Genomic DNA, 23,687 nt, shown 5'->3' with positions numbered 1-23,687 from the left:
GCCCCGCGGGTCAGATCGGGTTGTCCATCCGGACGCGCAGAAGAACCGTGCCCCGGACCTCGAGGGGCCATCTGAGCGTGACCTGATCGCGGTCGCTGCCCTGTTCGGTCGTGACATAGGGCATGTGGAACTGCTTGACGTTGGCGGCGGTCGTGATGGCCCCCCTGGCGACGACGGACTCGACCGTCTGCGCCCACCCCCCGAAGGGCAGTTTCGGCGCGCAGTCCACCGTCCAGGCAAGGGCGGCGGTATTCTCGTCATGCTCCAGCACCAGCGGGTTCGAGACGGGCGTCGTGACCTGATTATAGCTGTTCTCCGCGAAGACGATGTTCTTCATCCTTCCGTAATCCATGTCGGCGAAGCTGGTGTCGATCGCCTCGACGCGGTCGGTGCTGGCCGCGATGACGCGGAAGAGATTGCCGGTCACGGTCATGCCGTTGATGAAATGGCCGGGCCCGTGCGGCCGCACGGTGATGAAGGTGAACCAGGGCGCCACGTGGGAGGCGAGGAAAATGTTGTCGGTCAGGGTCATCGCCGAAAAGCTGAGTTCCGAGGCGAAGTCCGGCGCCTGGTCGTGTTCGTTGGCCCACTCGATATGACAGTTGTCGACGTAGTTCCCGGTGAATGTCATGCGGGCGGAGATCTCGGTCACGATCAGCCCGGCAGTCCGGATCGCGTTCGAGGCGCTGTCGCCCTGAAAGAAATGGTTGCCGGTGAAGATCGAATTGGCCCCGCCCACCACCGCGAAATGGCGCAGGTGCATGGCGCGGTTGTCGCGGATCTTCAGGTCGTTGGCATTGGAGTTGAACCCGATCGAGACGCGGTCCTGCCCGAGCTTGGCGCTCTCGTCCGACAGGAACTGGCATCGGTCGATCATCATGCCCTGACAGCCCGACCCGTGCGAGGTGATGCCGCGATCCTTCGGGCGGGTAATGAAACTGTCGCGCAGGCGGAAAACCGTCCCCGTGGGCGCCAGCAGGAGCGCGGAACAATCGCCCCAGCACTGGAATTCGACATCCGAGATCTCGAACTTGTCGAGCCGGGAGAAGCCGGAGAAATCAAGGAGGTACTGAAAACGCCGAAAGGTGAAGGTTTGCGTGCCCGCCGCATCGTAGAGCGGTTTCGACAGGGTGATCTCGCCCGCGCCGATGTTGCGGTCGCGGACATAGACCTCGCGCCCGACCCCGCTGGCGGTGACCAGCGACCCGACCGGAATGTTCGCGAGATTGGCCACACCGGTCAGCTTGAGCGGGTTCGACGGGGCGTAGGTGGCCTGGGAGGTCACGGTGACGGTGTCCCAGGCGGGGCCGGCGATGCATTCGAACTGGCCATTGCGGATCAGCCGGCGGGTGGCATAGCTCGTCTTGTTGGGCACCGCGGCCTGCATGTCGATGGGCGCGGTCACCCCGATCCTGCGCCCGCCCATGTCGAGCGACTCGTGATCGGTGTTGTTCAGCAGGGCCTGGAAGGCCTTGCGAAAGGCCAGCTCCTCGTCGCCGAAGGCATCGATATAGCTGGGCAGATCGAAATTCTTGCGCAGCGACAGGATCTTGTCCGTCGCCATTGTGATCGTCCCCTCGAAGGTCGCGCGGCTTTGCAGCGCAAGGCTGTCGGCCAGGTGATAGGTTCCGGCGGGGACCATGACCATCCGTCCGTTCGCAGCCGCGTCGGCCGCTTGGAAGGCGGCGAGGTCGTCGGTCGTGCCGTCGCCCCTGGCGCCATAGTCGCGGACGTCGACCCAGGCCATCATATCCCGCAGAAAGATGCTGGTGATGTCTTCGATGACAATGTCGTCGATGCGGACCGTGCCGCCCGTCGGCCCGACCAGGTCGAGGCCGAAATGACCGTAGTCCGGCTCCTGCCCCCAGATCATGTCGACGCCCGACCGGTTGCCCGAACCGACGATGGCAGTCAGCTCGACGACCTCTCCGTAACTGTCCAGCGCGGTCTGCGGCGTGGCCTCGACCAGACCGCCGACATGGCTGTCGTTGTCCCTGCCGGCCCAGCCGGCGATGCGCACCTCGGGCAGCGCGCCGCTGACGGCCTTGATCCGGATGCGGATGCGCAGATAGCAGCCGGGCAGGATCGGCGTGCGCCCCATGTAGCGCAGCCTTTGCGTCGAGGCGGTCTTGAGGAGTTCCAGGCATCCGCCGAAATCCTGATCGGCCGGGATATAGGCCGCGTTGGCCGCGCCGTCGTAGGTGTCGGACCCGGCGGTGCCGTCGCCGCTGGACCAGACGTCGAGACCGTCTTCGAACGCGGTCGGCATGAACTGGATGCCGTCAGTGATCGCCTTGTTCATCGTCTTCCCCTTTTCCTTCGCCTGCTTCGGCGTGACGCTCCGGCGGGGGTGTCCGCCCTGGAAGGCCAAAAGGGGTACTCGACGATGGTTAACCGTTCGTCACGGCATCGGGCGCTGCCCCGGTCAGGCGGCGAGCGGCGGCGCCTCGACAAAGCGGACGCCGTTGATCTTCCAGCCGTTTCCGGTCTCGATCATGTCGTAGTCGAGCAGGTGCACCCGGCCCTTCCCGTCGATGATCTCGACCCGCTGGATGGTGCGCCCCCCCTCTTCCCGCAGGTCGAGCATGCGGACCTCACCGGGGTTGCGGACCATGGGATAGCCGTTCCGCACCATCATGCCGAAGTTGCCCGGCGTGCGGAATATCCCCCGGATCATCGGGCTGGCGTGGGAAAAGGCCGCGTCGAGGTCATCGGCGCGAAAGGCCTCGAACTGGCGGGCGATGGTCTCGGCCGGACCGGCCCCCTGCGCAAGGGCCTGCGGCACGGCCAGCATCAGGGCGAGAGCGGCGTTCAGGATCATGTGTTTCATGGCATCCTCCTGTCAGCACATACGGAGCCGGCGGCGGATCGGTTTCATAATTCCCCGGGACGCGTCGGTTCGAGCGGGGCTGCGCGCAGGGGCAAGGGACCCGCCCGCCGGTCCGGTCGGAACGTTCGACCTGGACGGTCGGGGCGCTTCGGGTCCATCCCGCGCGCTCCGCCGGCGACAGTACCGACCGGCGCCGTGCCGCCGCCGCCCGCATTGCCCCGTCGCGACGGCCACGCCCTGCGTGACCGCGCGCTTCAGCTCAACTCGCCGGCGAGCGCGCGATCGATCAGGCGGATCGTGTTGTCGACCCCGTAGAGCGCGATGAAACCGCCAAAGCGCGGCCCCTGCGAGGCGCCCAGCAGGACCTCGTAAAGCGCGCGGAACCAATCGCGCATCGGGTCGAACCGGTCGCGCCCGACGTCGAAGACCACCTGCTGAAGCGCATCGCCATCGGCGGGCCCCTCGTAGGCGCGCAGGGCGTTGCGCAGGGTATCGAGCGCCTCGGCCTCTTGCTCGGTCGGCGCGCGGTAGACCTTCTCGGGCTTCACGAAGTCGTTGTAATAGCGCACCGCATAGCCGGCGGCGGCGTCGAGATCGGTGTGCGTTTCGGGCGTGGCCTCGGGCGCGTAGCGGCGGATGAAGCCCCAGAGCGTTTCCCTGTCCTCGGCCCCCGCGACCGAGGCGAGGTTGAGCAGCATCGAGAAGGGCACGACCATATGCGATTGCGGTACGTCGCCGCCATGAATGTGCCAGACCGGGTTGTTCGCCCGCTGCGCCGCGTCCTGACCGGCATAGGCGCGCAGCTGCTGGTGATATTCGTCCATCGCCTTGGGAATCACGTCGAAATGCATCCGCTTGGCCGTCTTGGGCTTCTGGAACATGAAATACGACAGGCTTTCGGTCGAGGCATAGGTGAGCCATGCGTCGATCGACAGGCCGTTCCCCTTGGACTTCGAGATCTTCTCGCCGTTCTGGTCGAGGAACAGCTCATAGGTGAAGTGTTCGGGCTTCCTGCCGCCGAGGATCTCGCAGATGCGGTCGTAGATCGGCGTGTTGGTGGAATGGTCCTTGCCGTACATCTCGAAATCCACGTCGAGCGCGGCCCAGCGGGCGCCGAAGTCGGGCTTCCACTGAAGCTTGACGTTGCCGCCGGTGACGGGAAGGGTCCACTCCCGGCCCTCCTCGTCGTCGAAGGTGACCGTGAAGTCCTGCGCGTTGACCTCCTTGAGGGGGACATAGAGGACGCGGCCGGTCTCGGGATGGATCGGCAGGAAGATGGAATAGGTCTGCTGCCGCTCTTCGCGGAGGGATTTGAGCATGACCTTCATCACGTCGTCATAGCGTTCGACGGCGCGTTTCAGCACCGCGTCGAAGCGGCCCGAACGGTAATATTCCGTGGCCGAGTAGAACTCGTACTCGAAGCCGAAGGTGTCGAGGAACCGGCGCAGCATGGCGTTGTTGTGGTGGCCGAAGCTCTCGTGCGTGCCGAAGGGATCGGGGACCGAGGTCAGCGGCTTCTGCAGGTGTTCGCGCAGCATCCCGGCGTTGGGCACGTTGTCGGGCACCTTGCGCATCCCGTCCATGTCGTCGCTGAAACAGATCAGCCGGGTGGGAATGTCGCTGATCGCCTCGAAGGCGCGGCGGATCATCGTGGTGCGCGCGACCTCGCCGAAGGTGCCGATATGCGGCAGGCCCGAGGGGCCGTAGCCGGTCTCGAAGAGGACGTGGCCCTTTTCGGGCGGCGCGGCCTCGTACCGTTTGAGCAGGCGGCGCGCCTCTTCGAAAGGCCAGGCCTTGGACGTCATGCCCGCGTCACGCAGTTCCGCCATCTTGCTCTCCATCGCTCGCGCCGGGGGTGGTCCCGGGGCGCGCACCTCTCTATTGCTCCCCCGGCACAGCGTCAATATTCTGCGCCGCAACACGATCCGTCCGGAGTCCCCGATGAACGAAACCGCCGACCACGCCCTGTCACCGCAGGATTGCCTCGTGATGCTGATGATCGCCGTCTCGGTCTCGGACCAGACGATCCGCACCTCGGAGCTCATCAAGATCGAGAACCAGGTGAACACGCTGCCGATCTTCGGGCAATTCGACATCGACCGGATCACGGTATTGTCGAAGACCGTATACGACCTGTTCGCCCACGAGGACGGGCTGGACGCGCTCTTTGGCCTGGTGCGCGAGAACATGCCGGAAAAGCTGAACGAGACGGCCTATGCGCTGGCCTGCGACGTGGCGGCGGCGGACGGGACGATCCGTGAGGGCGAGCTGCGGCTGCTCGAGGAGATCCGCGACGAGCTGAACATCGACCGGCTCCATGCCGGCGCGATCGAGCGCAGCGCGCGGGCGCGTCACATGACGATCTGAACCGGCCCGCCCTTCGGGCGGCGCTTTTGCGCCGATGCCCCCGGGTCGCGTTTCCGTGAATTGACCTGGTTGACCCTTCGGGGCGACGATACATGCGCAGAACATGCATTTGGATCGCCGCCATGAAGAAAAATGGTCTTTTGATTATCGGTGTCGCACTGCTGTGCGCCCTGCCAATTCTCGGCACCCTTCTCGACGTCTCGAACGGGTTGGACCGGACGGTCCGCCTTGCAGCGCCGGTCGCCAGCCCGGTGACGTTGCGGAGCCATTGATCGCCGTTGCGCGGGCGGCGCCCCGGGCTCGCCCCGGGGCCGCCCGGTCGTGCCGCGCCGCCGGACCGATGTCGTGCCCGGACCTCCTGTCATGTCGTCCGCCGCCGGCGCCGCACCATCCTCGGACTTGACCCGAGGTCTCTGCGTCGTGCCGCGTGCAGTGAGACGAGACCCTCGGGTCGGCCCCCAGGGTGACCGTCATGCGGAGCGGAAGGAGCTGCCCGTCTCCCCCGAGGGCGACGGTGATGCGGAACGGCGGGAGATCCCCGGTCGGGGCCGGGGATGGTCGCGCGAGAAGCGACGGTGGCGCGGGGTGGCGGTTGGCGCGTGGCAGTTTGCCGTCAGCCGGCGTGGACCAGGCTCCAGCGGCGCAGGAGCGCCTGCTGCAGGAGGCGGGAGCGGCGGGCCCAGGCGCGGCCGCCGGGGGGGCGTTCGCGCTGCGCCTCGGTAAGTTCGTCGCGGCGGGGCACATCCGCCGTGAGGATGGCGAAGGCAAGGTCCGTGCCGTCTGGCAGGCTGGCGAACCCTGCGAGGGTGCTGACGAAATTGAGCGTTCCGGTCTTGGCCTGCACGCTGAGCGGATGGTCGGACATGCGCTGGTAGTCCTCGTTGCGCACGGGGATCTCCTTGAGCAGCGGGCGCAGCACCTCTTGCGCGAGCGGGCTGGCCATGGCGCGGACCAGATCGCCGGTCGTCGTGCGCGACCGGTCGCCCAGGCCGGAGTGGTCCACCATCCGCGTCTCGCGCAGGTCGAGCGTCTCGCGGGCCCAGTCCGACATGGCGCGGGCCGAGTTGACCAGGCTGTCCGGCCGGCCCAGGCGGGCGGCGGCGGCGGACATGCCCACCATCTCGGCGGTGATGTTGGTCGAATACTTCAGCATGTCGCGCAGGATGTCGGTGAGCGGCTGGCTCTGCCGGCGTTCGATCACCTGCCCCGGCGGCAGGATCCCGGTGACCTCGGGGGCCTTGAGCGCGATGCCGTGCGAGCGGAGCATGGTCTGGAAGACCTCGCCGGCGTAGAGTTCGGGCTTGCGGACGGGCAGCCAGCGCGAGCCGCCGTTGCCCAGGGCGCCCTGCGCCACGGTCCATTCGTCGCGGCCGCCGGCGTCGTCATAGGTGTAGACCGGTCCGGAGCGGTTCACGACCTTCATCCGGGCCATCGCCACCTCGGGCCGATACCGGGCCGAGCGGGCATCCATGGTGACCCCCCATTTGCCGCCCGTGCGCTTCCACTCGAAATGCACCCGGTTGAAGTTCAGCGAGAGGCCCGAGATCGCCGGGTTGTAGCCCACATGCGGCGGCTGGAGCGTGTCGATCACCGGTTCGAAATTCAGCGCGCCGCCCCAGACGAGGAAGCGGCCCTCGACCGCGCGCAGGCCCGTCTCCTTCACCTTCGCGGCGAGATCGGCCATGTCGTCGGTCTGCAATGTCGGATCGCCGCCGCCGGCGAGGACCAGATCGCCCCTGAGCACGCCGTCGACGATCTCGCCGGTGGCGAGGACCCGGGTCTCGAACCGGTGGTCCGGCCCCAGCACGTCCAGCGCATAGAGCGCGGTCAGCGCCTTGGCCACGCTGGCCGGCGGCATCGGACGGGTCGGGCTGCGCGCCTCGAGCGGACGGCCGCGGGTCAGGTCGAAGACGGTGAAGGCGGCCTCGCCGCTGAGGTTGGCCTCCTCGACGATCCGCTCGGCCGTCAGGGCCAGCGGCTCGGCCGAGCCGGGGCGCGGCCGCGGCCGGAGCGAGGTGGCCGGCGGCGCGGCCAGCAGGGCGGATGGAAAGGCGGCGCCTGCGGAGAGGGCGGAAAGAAATGCGCGGCGGTCCAGTCTGGCTGTCATGGCGACACGTTAAGCAGGCCCGAGAGGTCTGCTCAAGGGGGTCCTCATCGCGTTTCGGTGACGTGGCCGGACCAATCGCCGCGGTCGCGCAGCATCGTGGATGACACCGAGACCATCGGCACGTTGACGAAGCACCAGCTGGGCGCGGGGCGTCGGCCCAGCAGAGCCGAGGCGCGGGACGGCAGGCGGAACCGGGAATAGAGGCGCGCCGCCCGGGAGGTGCGGGCCCCGATGCGGTCGCCTGGGCGGGCGAGGATGCCGACGGGCACGTTTTCCATGATCCAGCGCCAGTCCTGCCAGCGGTCGAACTGCACGAGGTTGTCCGCCCCCATCAGCCAGACGAAGCGGGTCCGCGGATAGAGGTGGACCAGCCGGCGCAGGGTCGCGGCGGTATAGCGGGTGCCCAGCCGGGCCTCGATCGCGGTGACGGTCACGCGCGGATGGTCCATGACGCGCCGCGCCCGCGCCATGCGATCGGCCAGCGGCGCGGGCGGGTGCGGCTTGAGCGGGTTGCCCGGGCTCACCAGCCACCAGACATGGGTGAGGCCGAAGCGGCGCATCGCCTCGCGGGTGATATGGACGTGGCCGTCGTGGGCCGGGTCGAAGGACCCGCCGAGCAGGCCGATCACCTGGCCGGGGGCCGCCATGGGAATGTCGTGGCGCATTCCGCGGATGTAGCCGAGATTTCCCGGCTTACCAAGCGCTTGCCTGCGGCCTCAGTCGCGGATCGGCGGCGGATCGGCGCCGCTGAGGAAGTTGCCGATGAAGCCGAGGCCCGGAAGGTTGTCGCAGACCACCTTGACGAAGACCAGGAACGGCACGGCCATGAGCGCCCCCGCGACCCCCCAGAGCCAGGCCCAGAAGATCACCGCGACGAAGACGGCGGCGGCGTTCAGGCTGAGATGGCGGCCGACGAGCCAGGGGGTGACCATCTGCCCCTCGATCGAGGTCAGGAGAAGGTAGACCCCCGGCGGGATCAGCATCTGCCCCACCGTGTCGTAGGTGATCAGCGACACCGCGGCCACGGCGACGACGCCCAGCATGGCGCCGAGATAGGGCAGGTAGTTCAGCAGGAAGGCCGCCACGCCCCAGACATGGGCATAGGGCATGTCGAGCGCGTAGAGGCTGATCCCGATCGCCAGCCCGAGGCAGGCGTTGATCACGGTGATCGCGCCGAGGTAGCGCGAGATCTGGCGCTCGATGTCGTTCGCCACCCGGATCGCGCGCTTCTTATCGCTGAACTTGGGAAAGCTCTGCACCAGCTTGGTCTGGAACATGTCCCCCGAGGCGAGGAGGAACATCGCGAGGATCAGCGCGATGATCAGCGCGGAGCCGGTCCCCGCGAACGAGGCGAGGGCGGTTTCCAGCATGCCGGGTTCGTCGACGAGCACGCGGGTGACATCCCCCTCGTCGTCTTCGCCGGCGGTCTCGTTCTCGCCCTGGGCAAGCTCCTGCATCTCCTTCTCGGCCTGCTGGACCTGCTGCACCTTCTGCCGGACCGCCGAGAGCTTGTGCTCGGCCTCGGCCCGGACCTCGGGCAGCGTCTCGACCAGCGAGGCGGCAGGCCCGCTGAGCAGGTAGAGCCCGAAGGACGAGCTCATGCCGATGGTGGCGATGAGCGCGACGGCGGCGATGCCCGTGGGAACCCCCAGCTTGTAAAGCCACCGGACCAGGGGCGAGAGGGTCAGCGCGATGAGAAACCCCAGGACGATCGGCAGGACCACGTCCTTGGCCAGCGAGATGGACCAGAAGAACAACAGGATCAGAAGCCCGCCCAGCAGGTACTCCATGCGTTGAAGAACCTTGAGGCGCTCTTGCGCAAGTTCTTTCGTCGGAGCGACCGACCCGGCTTCGTCCTGCACTGCTGTCCCCCGTGGCTATGACGGATAACGTCGCACCCCCGCATTCGTTCCGTGGCCGGTCACGCGGCGACGGGGCGGCAGGCTGGCGCCCCCGGCCGGACGGGCCGGGACCATGCGGAAAGTCGGTCAGCCGGGGCACGCCGCGCCGGATTGCCGGTGTCCGGCGGGCGCCGCTTTTCCGGTTCTTTCAGGCCGGGCGAAAGGGGCTTGGCAGAGGTTTCGCGCCACGCGGCGGCGCCCCGAGACAAGAGAGATCGGCGAAAACGGCGGCCGCGGAACGCGACAGAGACCGGATGTGCCGTTCCGACGCGGGCGCATCCAGGGACCACCGCGATCCGCGCCCCTGGCAGCCCCGCCTCCCGTTGCGCCCGCCGGCGGCGCGACGTAGACACGCGGAAACTGTCGTGGAGGGAAACATGGCCAGCTATCAGTACGTCTATCACATGTCCGGCGTGTCCAAGACCTATCCGGGCGGCAAGAAGACCTTCGAGAACATCAACCTGAACTTCCTGCCCGGGGTGAAGATCGGCGTCGTCGGCGTCAACGGGGCCGGCAAGTCCACCCTGCTCAAGATCATGGCGGGCTGGGACAAGGATTTCCAGGGCGAGGCCTGGCATGCCGAGGGCGCCAAGGTCGGCTATCTCCCGCAGGAGCCGGAGCTGGACCCCAACCTCGACGTGCGCGGCAACGTGATGCTGGGCGTGGCCGGCAAGAAGGCCAAGCTCGACCGGTTCAACGAGCTCGCGATGAACTATTCCGATGAGACGGCGGACGAGATGGCCGCGCTCCAGGACGAGATCGACAGCCAGAACCTGTGGGATCTCGATGCGCAGATCGACATCTCGATGGAGGCGCTGCGCTGCCCGCCGGACGATGCGGACGTGACCACGCTCTCGGGCGGGGAAAAGCGCCGGGTGGCCCTGTGCAAGCTGCTGCTGGAACAGCCCGACATGCTGCTCTTGGACGAGCCGACCAACCACCTCGACGCCGAGACCATCGCCTGGTTGCAGCAGCACCTGATCGAGTACAAGGGCACGATCCTGATCGTCACCCACGACCGCTATTTCCTGGATGACATCACCGGCTGGATCCTCGAGCTCGACCGCGGGCGGGGCATCCCTTACGAGGGCAACTATTCCTCCTGGCTGGAGCAGAAGGCCAAGCGGCTGGAGCGCGAGGCCAAGGAAGACAAGGCCAAGCAGAAGACGCTGGAACGAGAACTGGAATGGATGCGGCAGGGGGCGAAGGCCCGGCAGGCCAAGTCGAAGGCGCGGATCGCGGCCTACGAGGAGATGGCCAACCAGTCGGAGCGCGAAAAGGTCGGCCGGGCGCAGATCATCATTCCGAACGGGCCGCGCCTCGGCTCGAAGGTGATCGAGGTCGAGGGCCTAAGGAAAGCCATGGGCGACAAGCTGCTGATCGAGGACCTGTCCTTTTCCCTGCCCCCGGGGGGTATCGTGGGGGTGATCGGGCCGAACGGCGCGGGCAAGTCCACGCTCTTCAAGATGCTCACCGGCCAGGAACAGCCGGATGCCGGAGCGATCGAGTTCGGCGACACGGTCGAGCTGTCCTATGTCGACCAGTCGCGCGACGACCTGGCGGATGGCGATACCGTCTGGGAGGCGATCACCGGCGGGGCCGAGATCATCCAGCTGGGCGATGCGCAGGTGAATTCTCGGGCCTATTGCTCGTCGTTCAACTTCAAGGGCGGCGACCAGCAGAAGAAGGTCAACCTGCTCTCGGGCGGGGAACGCAACCGGGTGCACATGGCGCGGCTGCTGAAGTCGGGGGGCAATGTCCTGCTGCTCGACGAGCCGACCAACGACCTGGACGTCGAGACGCTGCGGGCGCTGGAAGACGCGCTGACGGAGTTCGCGGGCTGCGCGGTCGTGATCTCGCACGACCGGTTCTTCCTCGACCGGATCTGCACGCATATGCTCGCCTTCGAGGGGGATGCGCATGTGGAGTGGTTCGAAGGGAACTTCGAGGATTACGAAGAGGACAAGAAGCGGCGGCTGGGTCCGGATGCGCTTGAGCCGAAGCGGTTGAAGTACAAGAAGTTCACACGGTGACCGGGTGTGGGTGGGGTGGACCCCCACCCTACGTGGGTGCGCCGCTACGGATGCCCCCCTTCGAGGTGCCGGGTCTAGGATGGGGCTGCACTCACCTCGCGCATCGCCCGTGAACCGCGCCTTGATCGCGCCGATGCGCCGGGCGTAGGCCGCGTCCACCGCGGGCCGGGTCCGGACGCAAGGCATGTGAGCGGACGGGACGACCCGGGCGGACATCGGGACCGGCCGGGCGATCAGTCTCGCCACCACGGCAGAGCGGAGCGCCGCGACCACGCGGACCAGCATGTCCAAGCGTCGGTCGGCGAGACCGGGCATGCAGTAGACGAAGGCGCCGGGTCGGTGCGGACCGAGGTCGGCGGACCTGCCTCCGATTGGTACACGCCACGGTCAACATCGCGCGTTTCCAGGAGTCCCGCGCAGAAAAAACGCCGCCCTCGCGGGGCGGCGTTTCCGTAGCATTCAAGGGTCGCGCGTGCGTCAGCCCTCGTTGCTCTCCATCTCGTCGGCGCCGGGCTCCGTCTGCATGCGCTGTTGCACCATGCTGACGAGGCGCTGGTTCAGTTCTTCGTCCGTCTGGGCCAGGCGGCTGATCGCGTTGTAGGTCTCGACGGTGATGCCGTCGGCCGCGCGCACGGCGGCGACCATGGCGGTGTTGGCTTCCTGCGCGATCTCCTGGCGCTCGGCGTCATCGGACGCGTTCTGGAGTTGCGGCACATAGGTGCTGCGCACTTCCTGCAGTTTCAGCGTCGCGTCCGCGAAGCTTTCCAGCTGCGCGTCGGAAAAGCTCATCATGTCTTCCTGGCTGGCCTCGGCGCCTTCGGCTGCCTGGGCGTGCGCCGCCACCGGCGACAGTGCCAGGCCGGCCACCATCGCGCTGCGCAGAATTCTGGATGCGATAAAGGTCATTGGTCCTCCGATCATCGGATTTGGGTCCTTGGCGCGGCCCCGGCCGGGCCTGCGCTTCCAAGGAACGATCTAAGGGCCGGCGGCCGCGACACAACAAAGAGGCGGCGTTTTCGGCGAGACATCGCTGAAAAGCCGGGCGCGCGTCGGCGGAGATCCGCGTTGTTCCCGCCCGGTGACGTTGAAATGGGCCAAAAGGGCCGTTTTCTGCGGCGTGAAACGAGGCGCCGCCGGGCGCCGGGCCCGGCAATCGCACGCCCATGCCGCCGATTCCGCTTTCACGTGGCTCCGATTGCTGCCACAAAGGGGGGGCTTTACGACCTCTACCGACTCCCTGCTTCGCGATACGGCGACAGTCTTGGTTAGACTCAGTTAGCCGCAGCCGCCGCATCCCGTGGGCGGCATGAAACAAGGAGACACGGATATGGCCACCGGCACCGTGAAATGGTTCAACACCACCAAGGGTTACGGCTTCATCGCCCCCGAGGGTGGCAGCAAGGACGTTTTCGTCCACATCTCGGCCGTCGAACGCTCGGGCCTGACCGGCCTGCAGGACGGCGCGAAGGTCAGCTTCGACCTCGAATCCGGCCGCGACGGACGCGAGAGCGCCTCGAACCTCGCCCTGCTCTGATTCGCAGAGACGTGATCATCGAACGGCCCGCGGCACCCCGCGGGCCGTTTCCTTTTTCCGGCCCCTCGGTGCGCGATCCGCGCGTGATCACCGCAAGTTGATGGGTTTTCCGTGTCGGACGGGCCACAGGTTGCCGACCGAGGTGGAACAGGTCGGCCGGCCGGGCCGTTACGAATCGGCCATCCCGTGGCAGAATCTGAAAAATTTCCCGCACCGAGGCCCCTGCACATGACCACCCGCCGAGATTTCCTGACCATCGCTTCCGCCGCCGCGGCCTCTGCCGCGCTGCCTGCCCCCGCGCTCGCCTATACCCCGCCGAAGCACCTGCTGCCCACGGAGGTGCGGATCTCGAGCCGGTTCCAGCCAGGCGAGATCGTGATCCTGCCGCGGGCCTACTACCTGTACTACGTCACCGCCCCGAATGCGGCGATCCGCTATGGCATCGCCGTGGCCAAGCCCGGGCTGGGCTATACCGGCACGGCGACGATCAAGCGCAAGGTGAAATGGCCGACCTGGCGCCCGACGGACGACATGATCGAACGCGATCCGGGCCTTTACGGCAAGTACAGGGACAACGAGGACCGGATGCCCGGCGGCCCGGGCAACCCGCTGGGCGCGCGGGCGCTCTATCTCTTCGAGGGCAACCGGGACACGCTCATCCGGATCCACGGCACGGTCGAGCCGCGGTCGATCGGGCGCAGGGCCTCGTCCGGCTGCTTCCGGATGATCAACGACCACGTCATCGACCTCTACAACCGGGTCGAGATCGGCACCCCTGTCACCGTGCTTCAGTAAGGCAGTTCCCGGGCCAGGGACGGCGGGCGCCGGCGCCGGCCGCGCACAAGGGGCAGGAAGAGAGCGGGACGGGCCGCGCCCGGGGTGGCCATCCCCGCCAGCAAGGTTATTGTGTCGCGCATTGATCCAGCGGACGGTGATGCGCCTCCTTTCTCTCATCTGTCTCCTGGCCCTGACGGCCTGTTCCTTCCTGCCCCCGCCACAGAAGACGGAGGCCAACCCCGTCGTGCACGACGGCAATGCCGAGGTGGGCATCGACCGGGCCATCGTGGTGATTCCCGGGGCGCTGGCGTCGATCCGCCTCTTCGCGCCGGTGCTGGAGTGGGACGTGCCTGAAAGCACGGTCCTGGCCTACCGCTTTCCCGGCGTCGACGGGCTGGAGCTGAATCACCGGATCGACATCGTCGATTCCGGCGCGCTGATCGCCCGGCATCTCAACGCGCTGAAGGTGAAGGAGGTCTATCTGATCGGCTATTCCACGGGCGGGCCGATCGCGCTCGAGACCGCGCGGCGGCTCGAGACGCGGGACGTGCAGGTCGCGCTGGTCTCGTCGGCCAGCGACTCTCCGGCCGCGGCCATCGCCTCGGCCCGGGGGGCGCTGGATGTCGTCCGGGCCATGCTGCGCGCCCGGGGCCGGGAACTGGACGAGGCCTGGCTCGAGAACTACCGCACCCTGCTCTACGGCCGACGGCATTTCAGCGAAGAGGAACTGGCCGAGCAGAGCCGCCGGATGGCCGCGCTGAAACGCGGGCAGATCACCACCCCGCCGCGGCGGATGACGATGGCGCATACGGCCGATCTGATGACCTGGTACCTGGAGCGCCCCGAGGAACTGGCCGGGGCGCGCATCGGATTTTTCCACGGCAGCGAGGATTCGGTCTTTTCCGAGCGGAGGACGCGCCGCTATGCCCGGCGCTTGCAGGCAGAGGAGTTCCACAGCTATGAGGGCCAGGGACATCTGCTGTTCGTGACCGAGCCGCATCTGTTCGACGATGTGCGGGCGTTTTTCGGGCTGAAGCCGGAGAGTTGATGGAAGACTATGACGTGATCGTCATCGGCGGCGGGCCGGCCGGCGGGGCGGCGGCCCATGTGGCCGCCCGGGCGGGGCTGCGCGTGGCGCTGATCGACAGACATGCCTTTCCGCGCGAAAAGCTGTGCGGCGGCGGGTTCACGGGGCGCAGCTATCGCTATTACGCCGAGATCTTCGGAGAGCCGATCCCCGAGGAAATCATCCTGACCAAGCGTTCGGTCGAATTCCACGCGCACGGCCAGCCGCTGGCCCGGATCGACGGCATCCCGCCCATCCACATGACCATGCGACGCGACATGGACGCGGCGATCGTCCGGCGTGCGCTGGCCTCGGGGGCCGAGGATTTCACCGGCACGGCGGTGGAGACACTCGAGCCGGCGGCGCGGCGGATCGTCCTCAAGGACGGCCGGAGCCTGCGCTACCGCGTCCTGATCGGCGCGGACGGGGCGAATTCGCAGGTGGCGCGAACGCTCTACGGCGCGGCCTTCGACCACGACCGGATCGGCTTCGGACTGGAGATCGAGGGCCCCGCGCCGCCGGACGACGCGCCGGTGCGGATCGACTTCGGTGCCGCGGAATGGGGCTATGGCTGGAATTTTCCCAAGGCGGGGTCGGCGACCATCGGGATCGGCGGGGTCCACGCGAAGAACCCCGAGATGAAGGCGGCGATGCAGCGTTACCTCGCCCTCTTCGGCGTGGCCGGGGCGTATCGGGTGAAGGGTGCCTTTCTACCCTTCGGCGACGTGCGCCGCCGGCCGGGCCGGGCCGAGGTGCTGCTGGCGGGGGATGCCGCCGGGCTGGTCGATCCGATCACCGGCGAGGGCATCGCCTATGCTATGAAGTCGGGGGCGCTCGCGGCCGAGGCGGCGGCCGAGGCGATCCGGGCCGGAGACCCGCCGCGCGCGCTGAGGCTCTACCGGCGGAAGCTGCGCGAGATCCACCGCGCGATGTTCCATGCGCGCTGGATCCGCCAGATCATCTTTGGCCGGCGGTTCCGGGGGGCCTTCGTGCGGGCTTTCCGCGGATCGGGCACCGTGCGGCACGAGTACCTGCGGCTGATGGCGGGCGAGATCGAATATCCGGCGCTGGCATGGGCGACGCTGAAGAAGGTTCCCGGCTTCATGGTGCGGAGCGTGACCGGGCGGTAGTCGGTTCGTGCTTGTGGCGGGACGGAAACCCGCCCTACGGGCTGCGCGACCGTCATCCACGGGCACGACCCGAGGCTATCCGGCCAAAGAGTGCCGCGGGCCAGGCGCCGCGATGACGCGGGCGCGCTGTCGGCGTTCGACGGGCGGCGCGTGCGATCACGCACCCCACAGGTTCAGGACCGGCCGGAGCGTGCCTCGGTCCCGGCGGGCGCGGGGGGCGGCCTCAGCCCTCGGGGGCGTCGGCGGCGCCGGCCCGGCGGATCAGGTCCTCGACGCGGGGGCCGATGCGGTCGACGATCCGCGCCACGCCCTCGGCATTGGGGTGGATGCCGTCGGCCTGCATGTAGCGCAGGGCCGCGCCGGCGTCGTCGCCCTCTTCCCTCAGCGCGGCGAAGAAACCCGGCTCGTAGAGCGCGCCGGCCTCTTCGGCCAGTTCGGGGTGGATCGCGTCGAAGGCCGTCTTGTAGTCGCTGCCGTAGTTCGAGGCCGCCGCAATTCCGATCACCAGCATCTCGACCCCCTTCGCCCGCCCGGCCTCGAGTATGCCGCGCAGGTTGTGGCGGGTGTCGGCCGGGTCGAGGCCCCGCAGGATGTCGTTGCCGCCGAGGGTGACGATCATGGCGTCGATGTCGGGTGTCAGCGACCAGTCCACGCGGGCGAGGCCGCCGCGCGTCGTGTCGCCCGAGACGCCGCCGTTGACGATCCGCACGTCGTGACCGCGCGCGTCCAGCCAGGCCTGGAGTTGCGGCACGAAGCCCTCGGCCGCCGGCAGGCCGTAGCCCTGGGTCAGGCTGTCGCCCAAGGCGAGGATCTCGGTCGTGTCGGCCCGGGCGGGCGCGGCGAGCGCCAGCAGGCCGGCAAGCACCAAAGCCTTGCTCCAGAGCAGGGAACGCCCATATGACCCAGAGCGCCGCCGCAATGCAGAGACGACCGACATGACAGATGCGATCCTTTCCCTCGACGACGCCCGGCTGACGCTGGACGGCAATGCCGGACCCGTCGAGATCCTGCGGGGCATCACGCTGAACGTGGCGACGGGGGAAACGCTGGGGCTGATCGGTCCTTCGGGGTCGGGCAAGTCGTCGCTCCTCATGCTCATGGGCGGGCTGGAACGTGCCACCGGCGGGTCGATCCGCGCCCTCGGGCAGGATCTGACCGCGATGGACGAAGATGCGCTCGCCCGGTTCCGCAGGGATCATATGGGGGTGGTGTTCCAATCCTTCCACCTCATTCCGACGATGACCGCGCTGGAAAACGTCGCGACGCCGCTGGAACTGGCCGGCGTGGCGGATGCCTTCGATCGGGCGGCGGCCGAGCTCGAGACGGTCGGGCTGGCCGCGCGGGCGGATCACTATCCGGCACAGATGTCGGGCGGCGAGCAGCAGCGGGTGGCGTTGGCGCGGGCCTCGGCGCCGCGGCCCGACATCCTGCTGGCGGACGAGCCGACCGGCAATCTCGACGGGCCGAACGGCACCGCGATCATGGATCTGCTCTTCGGGCTGCGCGACCGCCACGGGGCGACGCTGGTGCTGGTGACCCACGCCCCCGACCTTGCGCGGCGCTGCGACCGGGTGATCCGGCTGCGCGACGGCGAACTCGACCTCGCCGAGGCCGCCGCGTGAGTTTTCGCCGCGACCTCGCCCAGGCGGGCCGTTTCGCCGCGCGCGAACTGCGGGGCGGGCTTTCGGGGTTCCGCATCCTGCTGGCCTGCCTCGCGCTCGGTGTGGCGGCGATCGCCGGGGTCGGCACGATCCGCGCCTCGATCGAGGCGGGGCTGACCGAAGAGGGCGCGGCGCTGCTGGGCGGCGATGCCGAGGTCAGTTTCACCTACCGCTTCGCCACGGAAGAGGAAAAGGGCTGGATGGGATCTGTGGCCTCGGCGGTCTCGGAGATCGCCGATTTCAGGTCGATGGCGACGGTGCCGGATGACGACGGCACGGTGGAGCGGGCGCTGACGCAGATCAAGGCGGTGGACGATGCCTATCCGCTGGTCGGGACGGTCGCGCTGTCGCCCGAGATGCCGCTGCCCGAGGCCCTGGATTGCGACCCCGCGCGGCCCTGCGTGGTGGCCGAGGCGCTGCTGACGGACCGGCTGGGGCTGGAACGGGGCGACATGCTCCGGCTCGGGTCAAAGGAGTTCGTGCTGGGCGCGGTGCTGGAGCGGGAGCCCGACAGCGCCACCGGCGGGTTCGGCTTCGGGCCCCGGATGATCGTGCGGCGGGCCGATCTCGAGGGGACCGGGCTGTTGCAGGCCGGGACGCTCTTCGACAGCCACTACCGGATGCTGCTGCCGGAGGACCGTCCGCTCGACGCGGTGAAGGCGGAGGCGTTGGAGCGGTTCGAGACCTCCGGCCTGCGCTGGCGGGATTCGCGGAACGGTGCGCCGGGGGTCCAGAGCTTCGTCGAGCGGCTGGGGGCCTTCCTCGTGCTCGTCGGGCTGTCGGGGCTGGCGGTCGGAGGCGTCGGCGTCTCGGCGGCGGTGCGCGCGCATCTGGCACGCAAGACCGCCGTGATCGCCACGCTGCGGACCGTGGGGGCGACACGGCGGGTGATCTTCCTGACCTATTTCCTGCAGATCGGCGCGCTGGCGGTGGCGGGGATCGCGGCGGGGCTGCTGCTGGGCGCGCTGGTGCCGCTGGCGCTGGCACCGGTGATCGCCGAACAGCTTCCGGTGCCGGCGCGGTTCGGCCTCTATCCCGCGACGCTGGTCGAGGCGGCGGTCTACGGCGCGCTGACCGCGCTGATCTTCACGCTCTGGCCGCTGGCCCGGACCGAACAGATCCGCGCGGCGACGCTCTTCCGCGATGCCCTTTCGGCGGGCGGCGACCTGCCCCGGCTGCCCTACCTGATCGCGATCATGGCGCTGCTGGGGCTGCTGGTGGGGATTGCGGCGCTCTTCAGCGGGACCTGGGTGCTGACGCTCTGGACCGCGGGCGGGATCGTCTTCGCGCTGGTGCTGCTGGCGCTGGCCGGGATCGGTATCCGCCGGCTCGCACGGCGGGCACAGGCGGGGGCCCGGGGGCGGGCGCCGCTGAGATGGGCGCTGGCCGCGATCGGCGGACCGCGGAGCGAGGCGCTGCCGGTGGTGCTGTCGCTGGGGCTGGGGCTGTCGGTGCTGGCGGCGGTCGGGCAGATCGACGGCAATCTGCGCGGTGCGATCACGCGGGATCTGCCCGAGCGCGCGCCGTCCTATTTCTTCGTCGACATCCAGAAGGACCAGATCGGCGGGTTCCTCGAGCGGGTCGAGGGCGATCCGGCGGTGAGCCGCGTGGACAGCGCGCCGATGCTGCGCGGGATCATCACCCGGATCAACGGGCGCCCGGCGCGCGAGGTGGCGGGCGATCACTGGGTGCTGCGCGGCGACAGGGGCGTGACCTATTCGGGCCCCCTGCCCGAGACCACGCGGATCACCGCCGGCGACTGGTGGGGCGAGGCCTACGACGGGCCGCCGCAGATCTCCTTTGCCGCAGAGGAGGCGGCAGAGATGGGACTGAAGATCGGCGACGAGATGACGATCAACATCCTCGGGCGCGACATGACCGGCACCGTGACCTCGTTCCGCGAGGTGGATTTCTCGACCGCGGGAATGGGCTTCATCACGGCGATGAACCCCTCGGCACTGGAGGGCGCACCGCATTCCTTCATCGCCACGGTCTATGCCGCGCCCGAGGCCGAGGCGGCGATCCTGCGCGACATCGGCCGCATGTATTCCAACGTGACCGCGATCCGGGTGCGGGACGCGATCGACCAGGTGGCGGCGCTGCTGGGTGGCATCGCCTCGGCCACGTCCTGGGGGGCGGGGGCAACCCTGCTGACCGGGTTCCTGGTGCTGATCGGCGCCGCGCTCTCGGGCGAGCGGGAGCGGGTCTACGAGGCGGCGCTGCTGAAGACGCTGGGCGCCTCGCGCGGGCGGATACTGCAGAGCCTCGCGCTGCGGTCGGCGCTGACGGGGGCGGGCGCCGGCACGGTGGCCCTGGTGGCGGGGATCGCCGGGGGCTGGGCGGTGTGCTTCTTCGTGCTGGAGACGCCGTTCGAGGTGATCTGGAGCAATGCCCTGGCCGTCGTGCTGGGCGGGCTGGCCGCGAACCTGCTGGCGGGCCTGGCCTTTGCCTGGCGACCGCTGGCGGCGCGGCCGGCGCGGGTGCTGCGGTCGGCGGACTGACGGGGCCGAGGGGCGTTCGGGAGGGGTGGCCCCCTCTCCTGCGACGCTGACCTGACCCGGGCCCTCTGCGCGGCATGGCGTGGCGACGGAGAGAAGACGGCGGGAGATCCCCGGGTCGAGCGCGAGGAAGTCGGGCACCCGGGGTCCAGGGGGCACCCCGAGATCCGGGGGGCGGCACAGGGGGCTGTCTGCCCCCTTCGCCCGGACCGCCGGGGCGGTCCGGGCTACCCCCGAGGATATTTTTCCGACCAAAGAAGCAGGGGCCGGGCGCCTATTCCGCCGCCACGGCATAGTCGCTCATCGGGGGGCAGGTGCAGGTCAGGTTGCGGTCGCCCCAGACGTTGTCGACGCGGTTGACGGGGGGCCAGTACTTGTCGACGCGGAAGGCGCCCGGGGGGAAGCAGCCCTGTTCGCGGGAATAGGCGCGGTCCCAGTCGCCGACGAGATCCTCGACCGTGTGGGGCGCATGGGCCAGCGGCGAGGCGGCGTGGTCGTGGCGGCCGCTCTCGATGTCCATGATCTCCTCGCGGATGGCGAGCATGGCGTCGCAGAAGCGGTCGAGTTCGGCCTTGGTCTCGGATTCCGTGGGTTCCACCATCAGCGTGCCGGAGATCGGCCAGCTCATCGTGGGGGCGTGGAAGCCGCAGTCCATCAGGCGCTTGGCGATGTCGTCGACGGTCACCCCGACCTCGGCGAAGGGCCGGGTGTCGAGGATGCATTCATGCGCGACATGGCCCAGAGGCCCCTTGTAGAGGATCGGATAGGCCTCTCTCAGCCGCGCGGCGATGTAGTTGGCGTTGAGGATGGCGACCCGGGTGGCCTGGGTCAGCCCCTCGCCGCCCATCATCAGGCAGTAGGCCCAGGAGATCGGCAGGATCGAGGGCGAGCCGAAGGGCGCCGCCGAGACCGCGCCGGTGCCGCCCTGGGCGGTGTGGCCGGGCAGGTGCGGGATCAGGTGCGCCTTGACCCCGATCGGACCCATGCCGGGGCCGCCGCCGCCATGGGGAATGCAGAAGGTCTTGTGCAGGTTGAGGTGGCTGACGTCGCCGCCGAGGTCGCCGGGACGCGAGAGGCCGACCATTGCGTTGAGGTTGGCGCCGTCGATATAGACCTGCCCGCCGTGCTGGTGGACGATCTTGCAGACCTCGGTCACGGTTTCCTCGAAGACGCCGTGGGTCGAGGGATAGGTGATCATGGCGGCGGCGAGCCGGCCGGCATGTTCCTGCGCCTTGGCCTCGAAATCCTGCAGGTCGATGTCGCCGTTGGCGGCGGACTTGATCGGCACGACCTTCCATCCGACCATCTGGGCCGAGGCCGGATTGGTGCCATGCGCGGACATGGGGATCAGGCAGACGTCGCGGTCGCCCTCGCCGTTGGCGATGTGGAAGTTGCGGATCGTCAGCAGCCCCGCGTATTCCCCCTGCGCGCCGGAATTCGGCTGCATGGAAAAGGCGTTGTAGCCGGTGATGGCGCAGAGCTTGGCCGAGAGGTCGGCGATCAGGTGGGTGTAGCCCTCGGCCTGGTCGGCGGGCACGAAGGGGTGGAGCGAGCTGATTTCGTCCCAGCTGACCGGGATCATCTCGGCCGCGGCGTTGAGCTTCATCGTGCAGGAGCCGAGCGGGATCATCGCCCGGTCGAGCGCGAGGTCGCGGTCTGCGAGGCGGCGCATGTAGCGCATCATCTCGGTCTCGGCCCGGTTCATGTGGAAGATCTCGTGGGTGAGATAGGGGGTCTCGCGGACCAGTTTTTCCGGCAGGTCGTAGGTCGTGCTTTCGGGGACCGGGCCCGTGATGCCGAAGGCCCGCCAGACGGCGGCGATGGTGTCGGGGGTGGTCACTTCGTCGAGCGTGATGCCGATACGGGTGGTGCCGACGCGGCGCAGGTTCAGACCCTCTTCGACCGCGGATTTCAGGATCGCGCCCTGGAAGGGGCCGACCTCGACCGTGACGGTGTCGAAGACCTTCTTGGGGAAGACGTCGAAGCCGGCGTCGCGCAGGCCCCGGGCCATGGTGACGGTGCGGGCGTGGATGCCCTGGGCGATGGCCTTGAGCCCGGAGGGACCGTGGAAGACGGCGTACATCGAGGCCATGACCGCCAGCAGGGCCTGGGCGGTGCAGACGTTGGACGTCGCCTTTTCGCGGCGGATGTGCTGTTCGCGGGTCTGGAGCGACAGACGGTAGGCGCGGTTGCCGCGCGCGTCGATCGAGACCCCGACGATCCGGCCGGGCATCGACCGTTTCAGCGCGTCCTTGCAGGCCATGTAGGCGGCATGGGGGCCGCCGTAGCCCAGAGGCACGCCGAAACGCTGCGTGGAGCCGACGGCGATGTCGGCGCCCATGGCCCCCGGCTCCTTGAGCAGGCAGAGCGCCATGGGATCGGCGATGACGATGCCGATGGCCTTGGCGGCGTGCAGCGCCTCCATCTGGGGCGTGAAGTCGCGCAGGACGCCGTTGGTGCCGGGATACTGGAAGATCGCGCCGAAGACCTCGTCGGCCACGAGATCCGAGGGACGGCCCAGCACCACCTCGATCCCGAGAGGTTCGGCGCGGGTGCGGATCACGTCGATGTTCTGGGGGTGGCAGGCCTCGTCCACGAAGAACTTCATGCTCTTCGATTTCGAGGCACGCTGCGCCATGGTCATCGCCTCGGCGGCGGCGGTGGATTCGTCCAGCAGCGAGGCATTGGCGATGTCGAGCCCGGTGAGGTCGCAGACCATGGTCTGGTAATTCAGCAGCGCCTCGAGCCGGCCCTGGCTGATCTCGGGCTGGTAGGGGGTGTAGGCGGTGTACCAGGCGGGGTTTTCGAAGATGTTGCGCTTGATCGCGGGCGGCGTGATCGTGTTGTGATACCCCTGCCCGATCAGCGAGGTGAGGACGGTGTTGCGGCCCGCGACCTCGCGCATGTGCGAGAGCAGTTCGGATTCGGACAGGGGGGCGCCGAAATCGAGCGGCTCGGCCTGGCGGATCGCCCTGGGCACGGTCCGGTCGATCAGTTCGTCGAGGGAGTTGACGCCTATGGTGGCCAGCATTTCCTCCATCTCCTGCGGAGAGGGGCCGATGTGGCGGCGGTTGGCGAAATCATAGGCGTCGTAACCGGTCGGGGTGAAGGTCATGTCGTCTCCTTCGACGTCGGGGCAGCTGCAAAGAGGGCGGAGAGTTTGGCGAGGCCCTGCGAGGGGGCCACTGCGCGGGGGGCGGCGGGGGCGGCGAGTTTGCCCGCCGGCACACCGTGAGAGGCGACCCGGACACGGGTGCCGTGGGAATGAGGGCTGAAGCTCCGGTGCATCCGCAAGGGTCCGGCAAAGGCCGGGTTGGCGGCCGGAACGCGGATCGAGCGGGCGAGGCTTTCGGGCGGCGTTCCTTCGGCAAAGCGCCCCGCGACCTCGTCGCGGGCGGGGCCGGTGTTGCCGTCGCCGCCGGAAAGGAAACGCCGGACCATGCAGACGTCGCCGCCGGTGCGACGGTCGCGGGCGGCGACCTCTGCCCGCGCGCCGTCCGGAGCGCGCCGCCCGGACAGGCGCGCGGGTGCGGCGGGAACGATGCGCTCTGCCCTGTCGGTGCGGGGGCCGGTCATGGTCTCACCGCTCCGGCCGTTCGATCGGGTGCCGCACGGGATGGCGGGGCGTGAACCGGCGGGCGCCCACCCGGTGCGCGCCGGCGGGGCGCGCGCCGCAGTCATCCTCGGGCCTGACCCCAGGATCCCCCGACGGCCCCCGCGCCATGAAGGGTCGCGAGGCGGAGGCCCGGCCCATCGGGCCGGTTCGCGGGAAGGTGCCGATCG

At 68.8% G+C, this 23,687-nt stretch carries 19 protein-coding genes; 9 read left to right on the top strand and 10 right to left on the bottom strand.

From position 1 onward, the window contains the following. Positions 1-10: 10 nt before the first annotated feature. The 3 genes from OB2597_RS18775 to OB2597_RS18765 form a co-directional block, all read right to left on the bottom strand. The gene (locus tag OB2597_RS18775; protein WP_040609972.1) at positions 11-2,302 is read right to left on the bottom strand and encodes a glycosyl hydrolase family 28-related protein; all 2,292 of its coding nucleotides are present in this window, start codon (positions 2,300-2,302) and stop codon (positions 11-13) included. Between the two features lie 123 nt (positions 2,303-2,425). Then, a complete protein-coding gene (locus OB2597_RS18770; RefSeq protein ID WP_009807195.1) occupies positions 2,426-2,830 on the bottom strand; it encodes a DUF4864 domain-containing protein in 405 nt (134 codons plus the stop codon). 254 nt (positions 2,831-3,084) lie between these two features. Beyond that, on the bottom strand, positions 3,085-4,659 hold the full coding sequence (locus OB2597_RS18765) for a lysine--tRNA ligase (protein WP_040609971.1): 1,575 nt from the start codon (positions 4,657-4,659) through the stop codon (positions 3,085-3,087). Between the two features lie 112 nt (positions 4,660-4,771). On the opposite strand from OB2597_RS18765, the gene OB2597_RS18760 reads away from it, so the two are divergent. Both OB2597_RS18760 and OB2597_RS21985 read left to right on the top strand, forming a co-directional pair. Then, positions 4,772-5,197 carry a tellurite resistance TerB family protein gene (locus OB2597_RS18760; RefSeq protein ID WP_009807193.1) on the top strand — a complete coding sequence of 142 codons (426 nt, stop codon included), beginning with the start codon at positions 4,772-4,774 and terminating at the stop codon, positions 5,195-5,197. A gap of 92 nt (positions 5,198-5,289) precedes the next feature. After that, positions 5,290-5,469 (top strand): hypothetical protein, encoded by a 180-nt coding sequence (locus tag OB2597_RS21985; protein WP_148234764.1) that lies wholly within the window; start codon positions 5,290-5,292, stop codon positions 5,467-5,469. A gap of 341 nt (positions 5,470-5,810) precedes the next feature. On the opposite strand, the gene dacB is transcribed toward OB2597_RS21985, so the two are convergent. From dacB to OB2597_RS18745, 3 genes are read right to left on the bottom strand one after another with little or no spacing between them, the layout of a single operon-like run. After that, entirely contained in the window at positions 5,811-7,304 is a 1,494-nt protein-coding gene (dacB, locus tag OB2597_RS18755) for a D-alanyl-D-alanine carboxypeptidase/D-alanyl-D-alanine endopeptidase (RefSeq protein WP_009807192.1), read from the bottom strand. 44 nt (positions 7,305-7,348) lie between these two features. Then, positions 7,349-7,969: a nicotinate-nucleotide adenylyltransferase gene (locus OB2597_RS18750; protein ID WP_040609446.1), complete on the bottom strand. Its 621-nt coding sequence runs from the start codon at positions 7,967-7,969 to the stop codon at positions 7,349-7,351. Between the two features lie 51 nt (positions 7,970-8,020). Next, positions 8,021-9,166, bottom strand: coding sequence for an AI-2E family transporter (locus tag OB2597_RS18745; protein ID WP_238529735.1), 1,146 nt, complete (start codon positions 9,164-9,166; stop codon positions 8,021-8,023). Positions 9,167-9,582: 416 nt separating this feature from the next. Here OB2597_RS18745 and ettA point away from each other — a divergent pair, with 416 nt between their 5' ends. Beyond that, positions 9,583-11,238, top strand: a complete 1,656-nt coding sequence (gene ettA, locus OB2597_RS18740) for an energy-dependent translational throttle protein EttA (RefSeq protein WP_009807189.1) — start codon at positions 9,583-9,585, stop codon at positions 11,236-11,238. A gap of 477 nt (positions 11,239-11,715) precedes the next feature. Here ettA and OB2597_RS18735 read toward each other — a convergent pair whose 3' ends face one another. Next, positions 11,716-12,144 (bottom strand): DUF4168 domain-containing protein, encoded by a 429-nt coding sequence (locus OB2597_RS18735; protein ID WP_009807188.1) that lies wholly within the window; start codon positions 12,142-12,144, stop codon positions 11,716-11,718. Between the two features lie 421 nt (positions 12,145-12,565). Between OB2597_RS18735 and OB2597_RS18730 the strand changes: the two genes are divergently transcribed. The 4 genes from OB2597_RS18730 to OB2597_RS18715 all read left to right on the top strand — a co-directional run bounded on the left by OB2597_RS18730 (position 12,566) and on the right by OB2597_RS18715 (position 15,745). Then, on the top strand, positions 12,566-12,772 hold the full coding sequence (locus OB2597_RS18730) for a cold-shock protein (protein ID WP_009807187.1): 207 nt from the start codon (positions 12,566-12,568) through the stop codon (positions 12,770-12,772). 228 nt (positions 12,773-13,000) lie between these two features. Continuing rightward, positions 13,001-13,567, top strand: coding sequence for a L,D-transpeptidase (locus tag OB2597_RS18725; protein WP_009807186.1), 567 nt, complete (start codon positions 13,001-13,003; stop codon positions 13,565-13,567). Positions 13,568-13,706: 139 nt separating this feature from the next. Continuing rightward, positions 13,707-14,597 (top strand): alpha/beta fold hydrolase, encoded by an 891-nt coding sequence (locus OB2597_RS18720; protein WP_009807185.1) that lies wholly within the window; start codon positions 13,707-13,709, stop codon positions 14,595-14,597. Then, positions 14,597-15,745 carry a geranylgeranyl reductase family protein gene (locus OB2597_RS18715; RefSeq protein WP_009807184.1) on the top strand — a complete coding sequence of 383 codons (1,149 nt, stop codon included), beginning with the start codon at positions 14,597-14,599 and terminating at the stop codon, positions 15,743-15,745. Before OB2597_RS18720 ends, OB2597_RS18715 begins: the two co-directional genes overlap by 1 nt. Positions 15,746-15,968: 223 nt before the next feature. Here the strand turns inward: OB2597_RS18715 and OB2597_RS18710 are convergent, their stop codons facing one another. Continuing rightward, positions 15,969-16,613, bottom strand: coding sequence for an arylesterase (locus OB2597_RS18710; RefSeq protein WP_009807183.1), 645 nt, complete (start codon positions 16,611-16,613; stop codon positions 15,969-15,971). A 67-nt stretch (positions 16,614-16,680) separates the two neighbouring features. On the opposite strand from OB2597_RS18710, the gene OB2597_RS18705 reads away from it, so the two are divergent. Together OB2597_RS18705 and OB2597_RS18700 are read left to right on the top strand one after the other, a co-directional pair. Then, positions 16,681-17,367: an ABC transporter ATP-binding protein gene (locus tag OB2597_RS18705; protein WP_009807182.1), complete on the top strand. Its 687-nt coding sequence runs from the start codon at positions 16,681-16,683 to the stop codon at positions 17,365-17,367. Next, positions 17,364-19,907, top strand: a complete 2,544-nt coding sequence (locus OB2597_RS18700) for an ABC transporter permease (protein ID WP_009807181.1) — start codon at positions 17,364-17,366, stop codon at positions 19,905-19,907. The genes OB2597_RS18705 and OB2597_RS18700 overlap by 4 nt, the downstream gene beginning before the upstream one ends. Before the next feature lie 271 nt (positions 19,908-20,178). Here OB2597_RS18700 and gcvP read toward each other — a convergent pair whose 3' ends face one another. Next, positions 20,179-23,019 (bottom strand): aminomethyl-transferring glycine dehydrogenase, encoded by a 2,841-nt coding sequence (gene gcvP, locus OB2597_RS18690; RefSeq protein ID WP_009807180.1) that lies wholly within the window; start codon positions 23,017-23,019, stop codon positions 20,179-20,181. Next, positions 23,016-23,480, bottom strand: coding sequence for an SRPBCC family protein (locus OB2597_RS18685; RefSeq protein WP_009807179.1), 465 nt, complete (start codon positions 23,478-23,480; stop codon positions 23,016-23,018). The genes gcvP and OB2597_RS18685 overlap by 4 nt, the downstream gene beginning before the upstream one ends. Positions 23,481-23,687 lie beyond the last annotated feature (207 nt).

This window comes from Pseudooceanicola batsensis HTCC2597 (assembly GCF_000152725.1).
GTDB classification, from domain to species: domain Bacteria; phylum Pseudomonadota; class Alphaproteobacteria; order Rhodobacterales; family Rhodobacteraceae; genus Pseudooceanicola; species Pseudooceanicola batsensis.
This window is presented reverse-complemented; position numbering and strand designations above follow the sequence as displayed.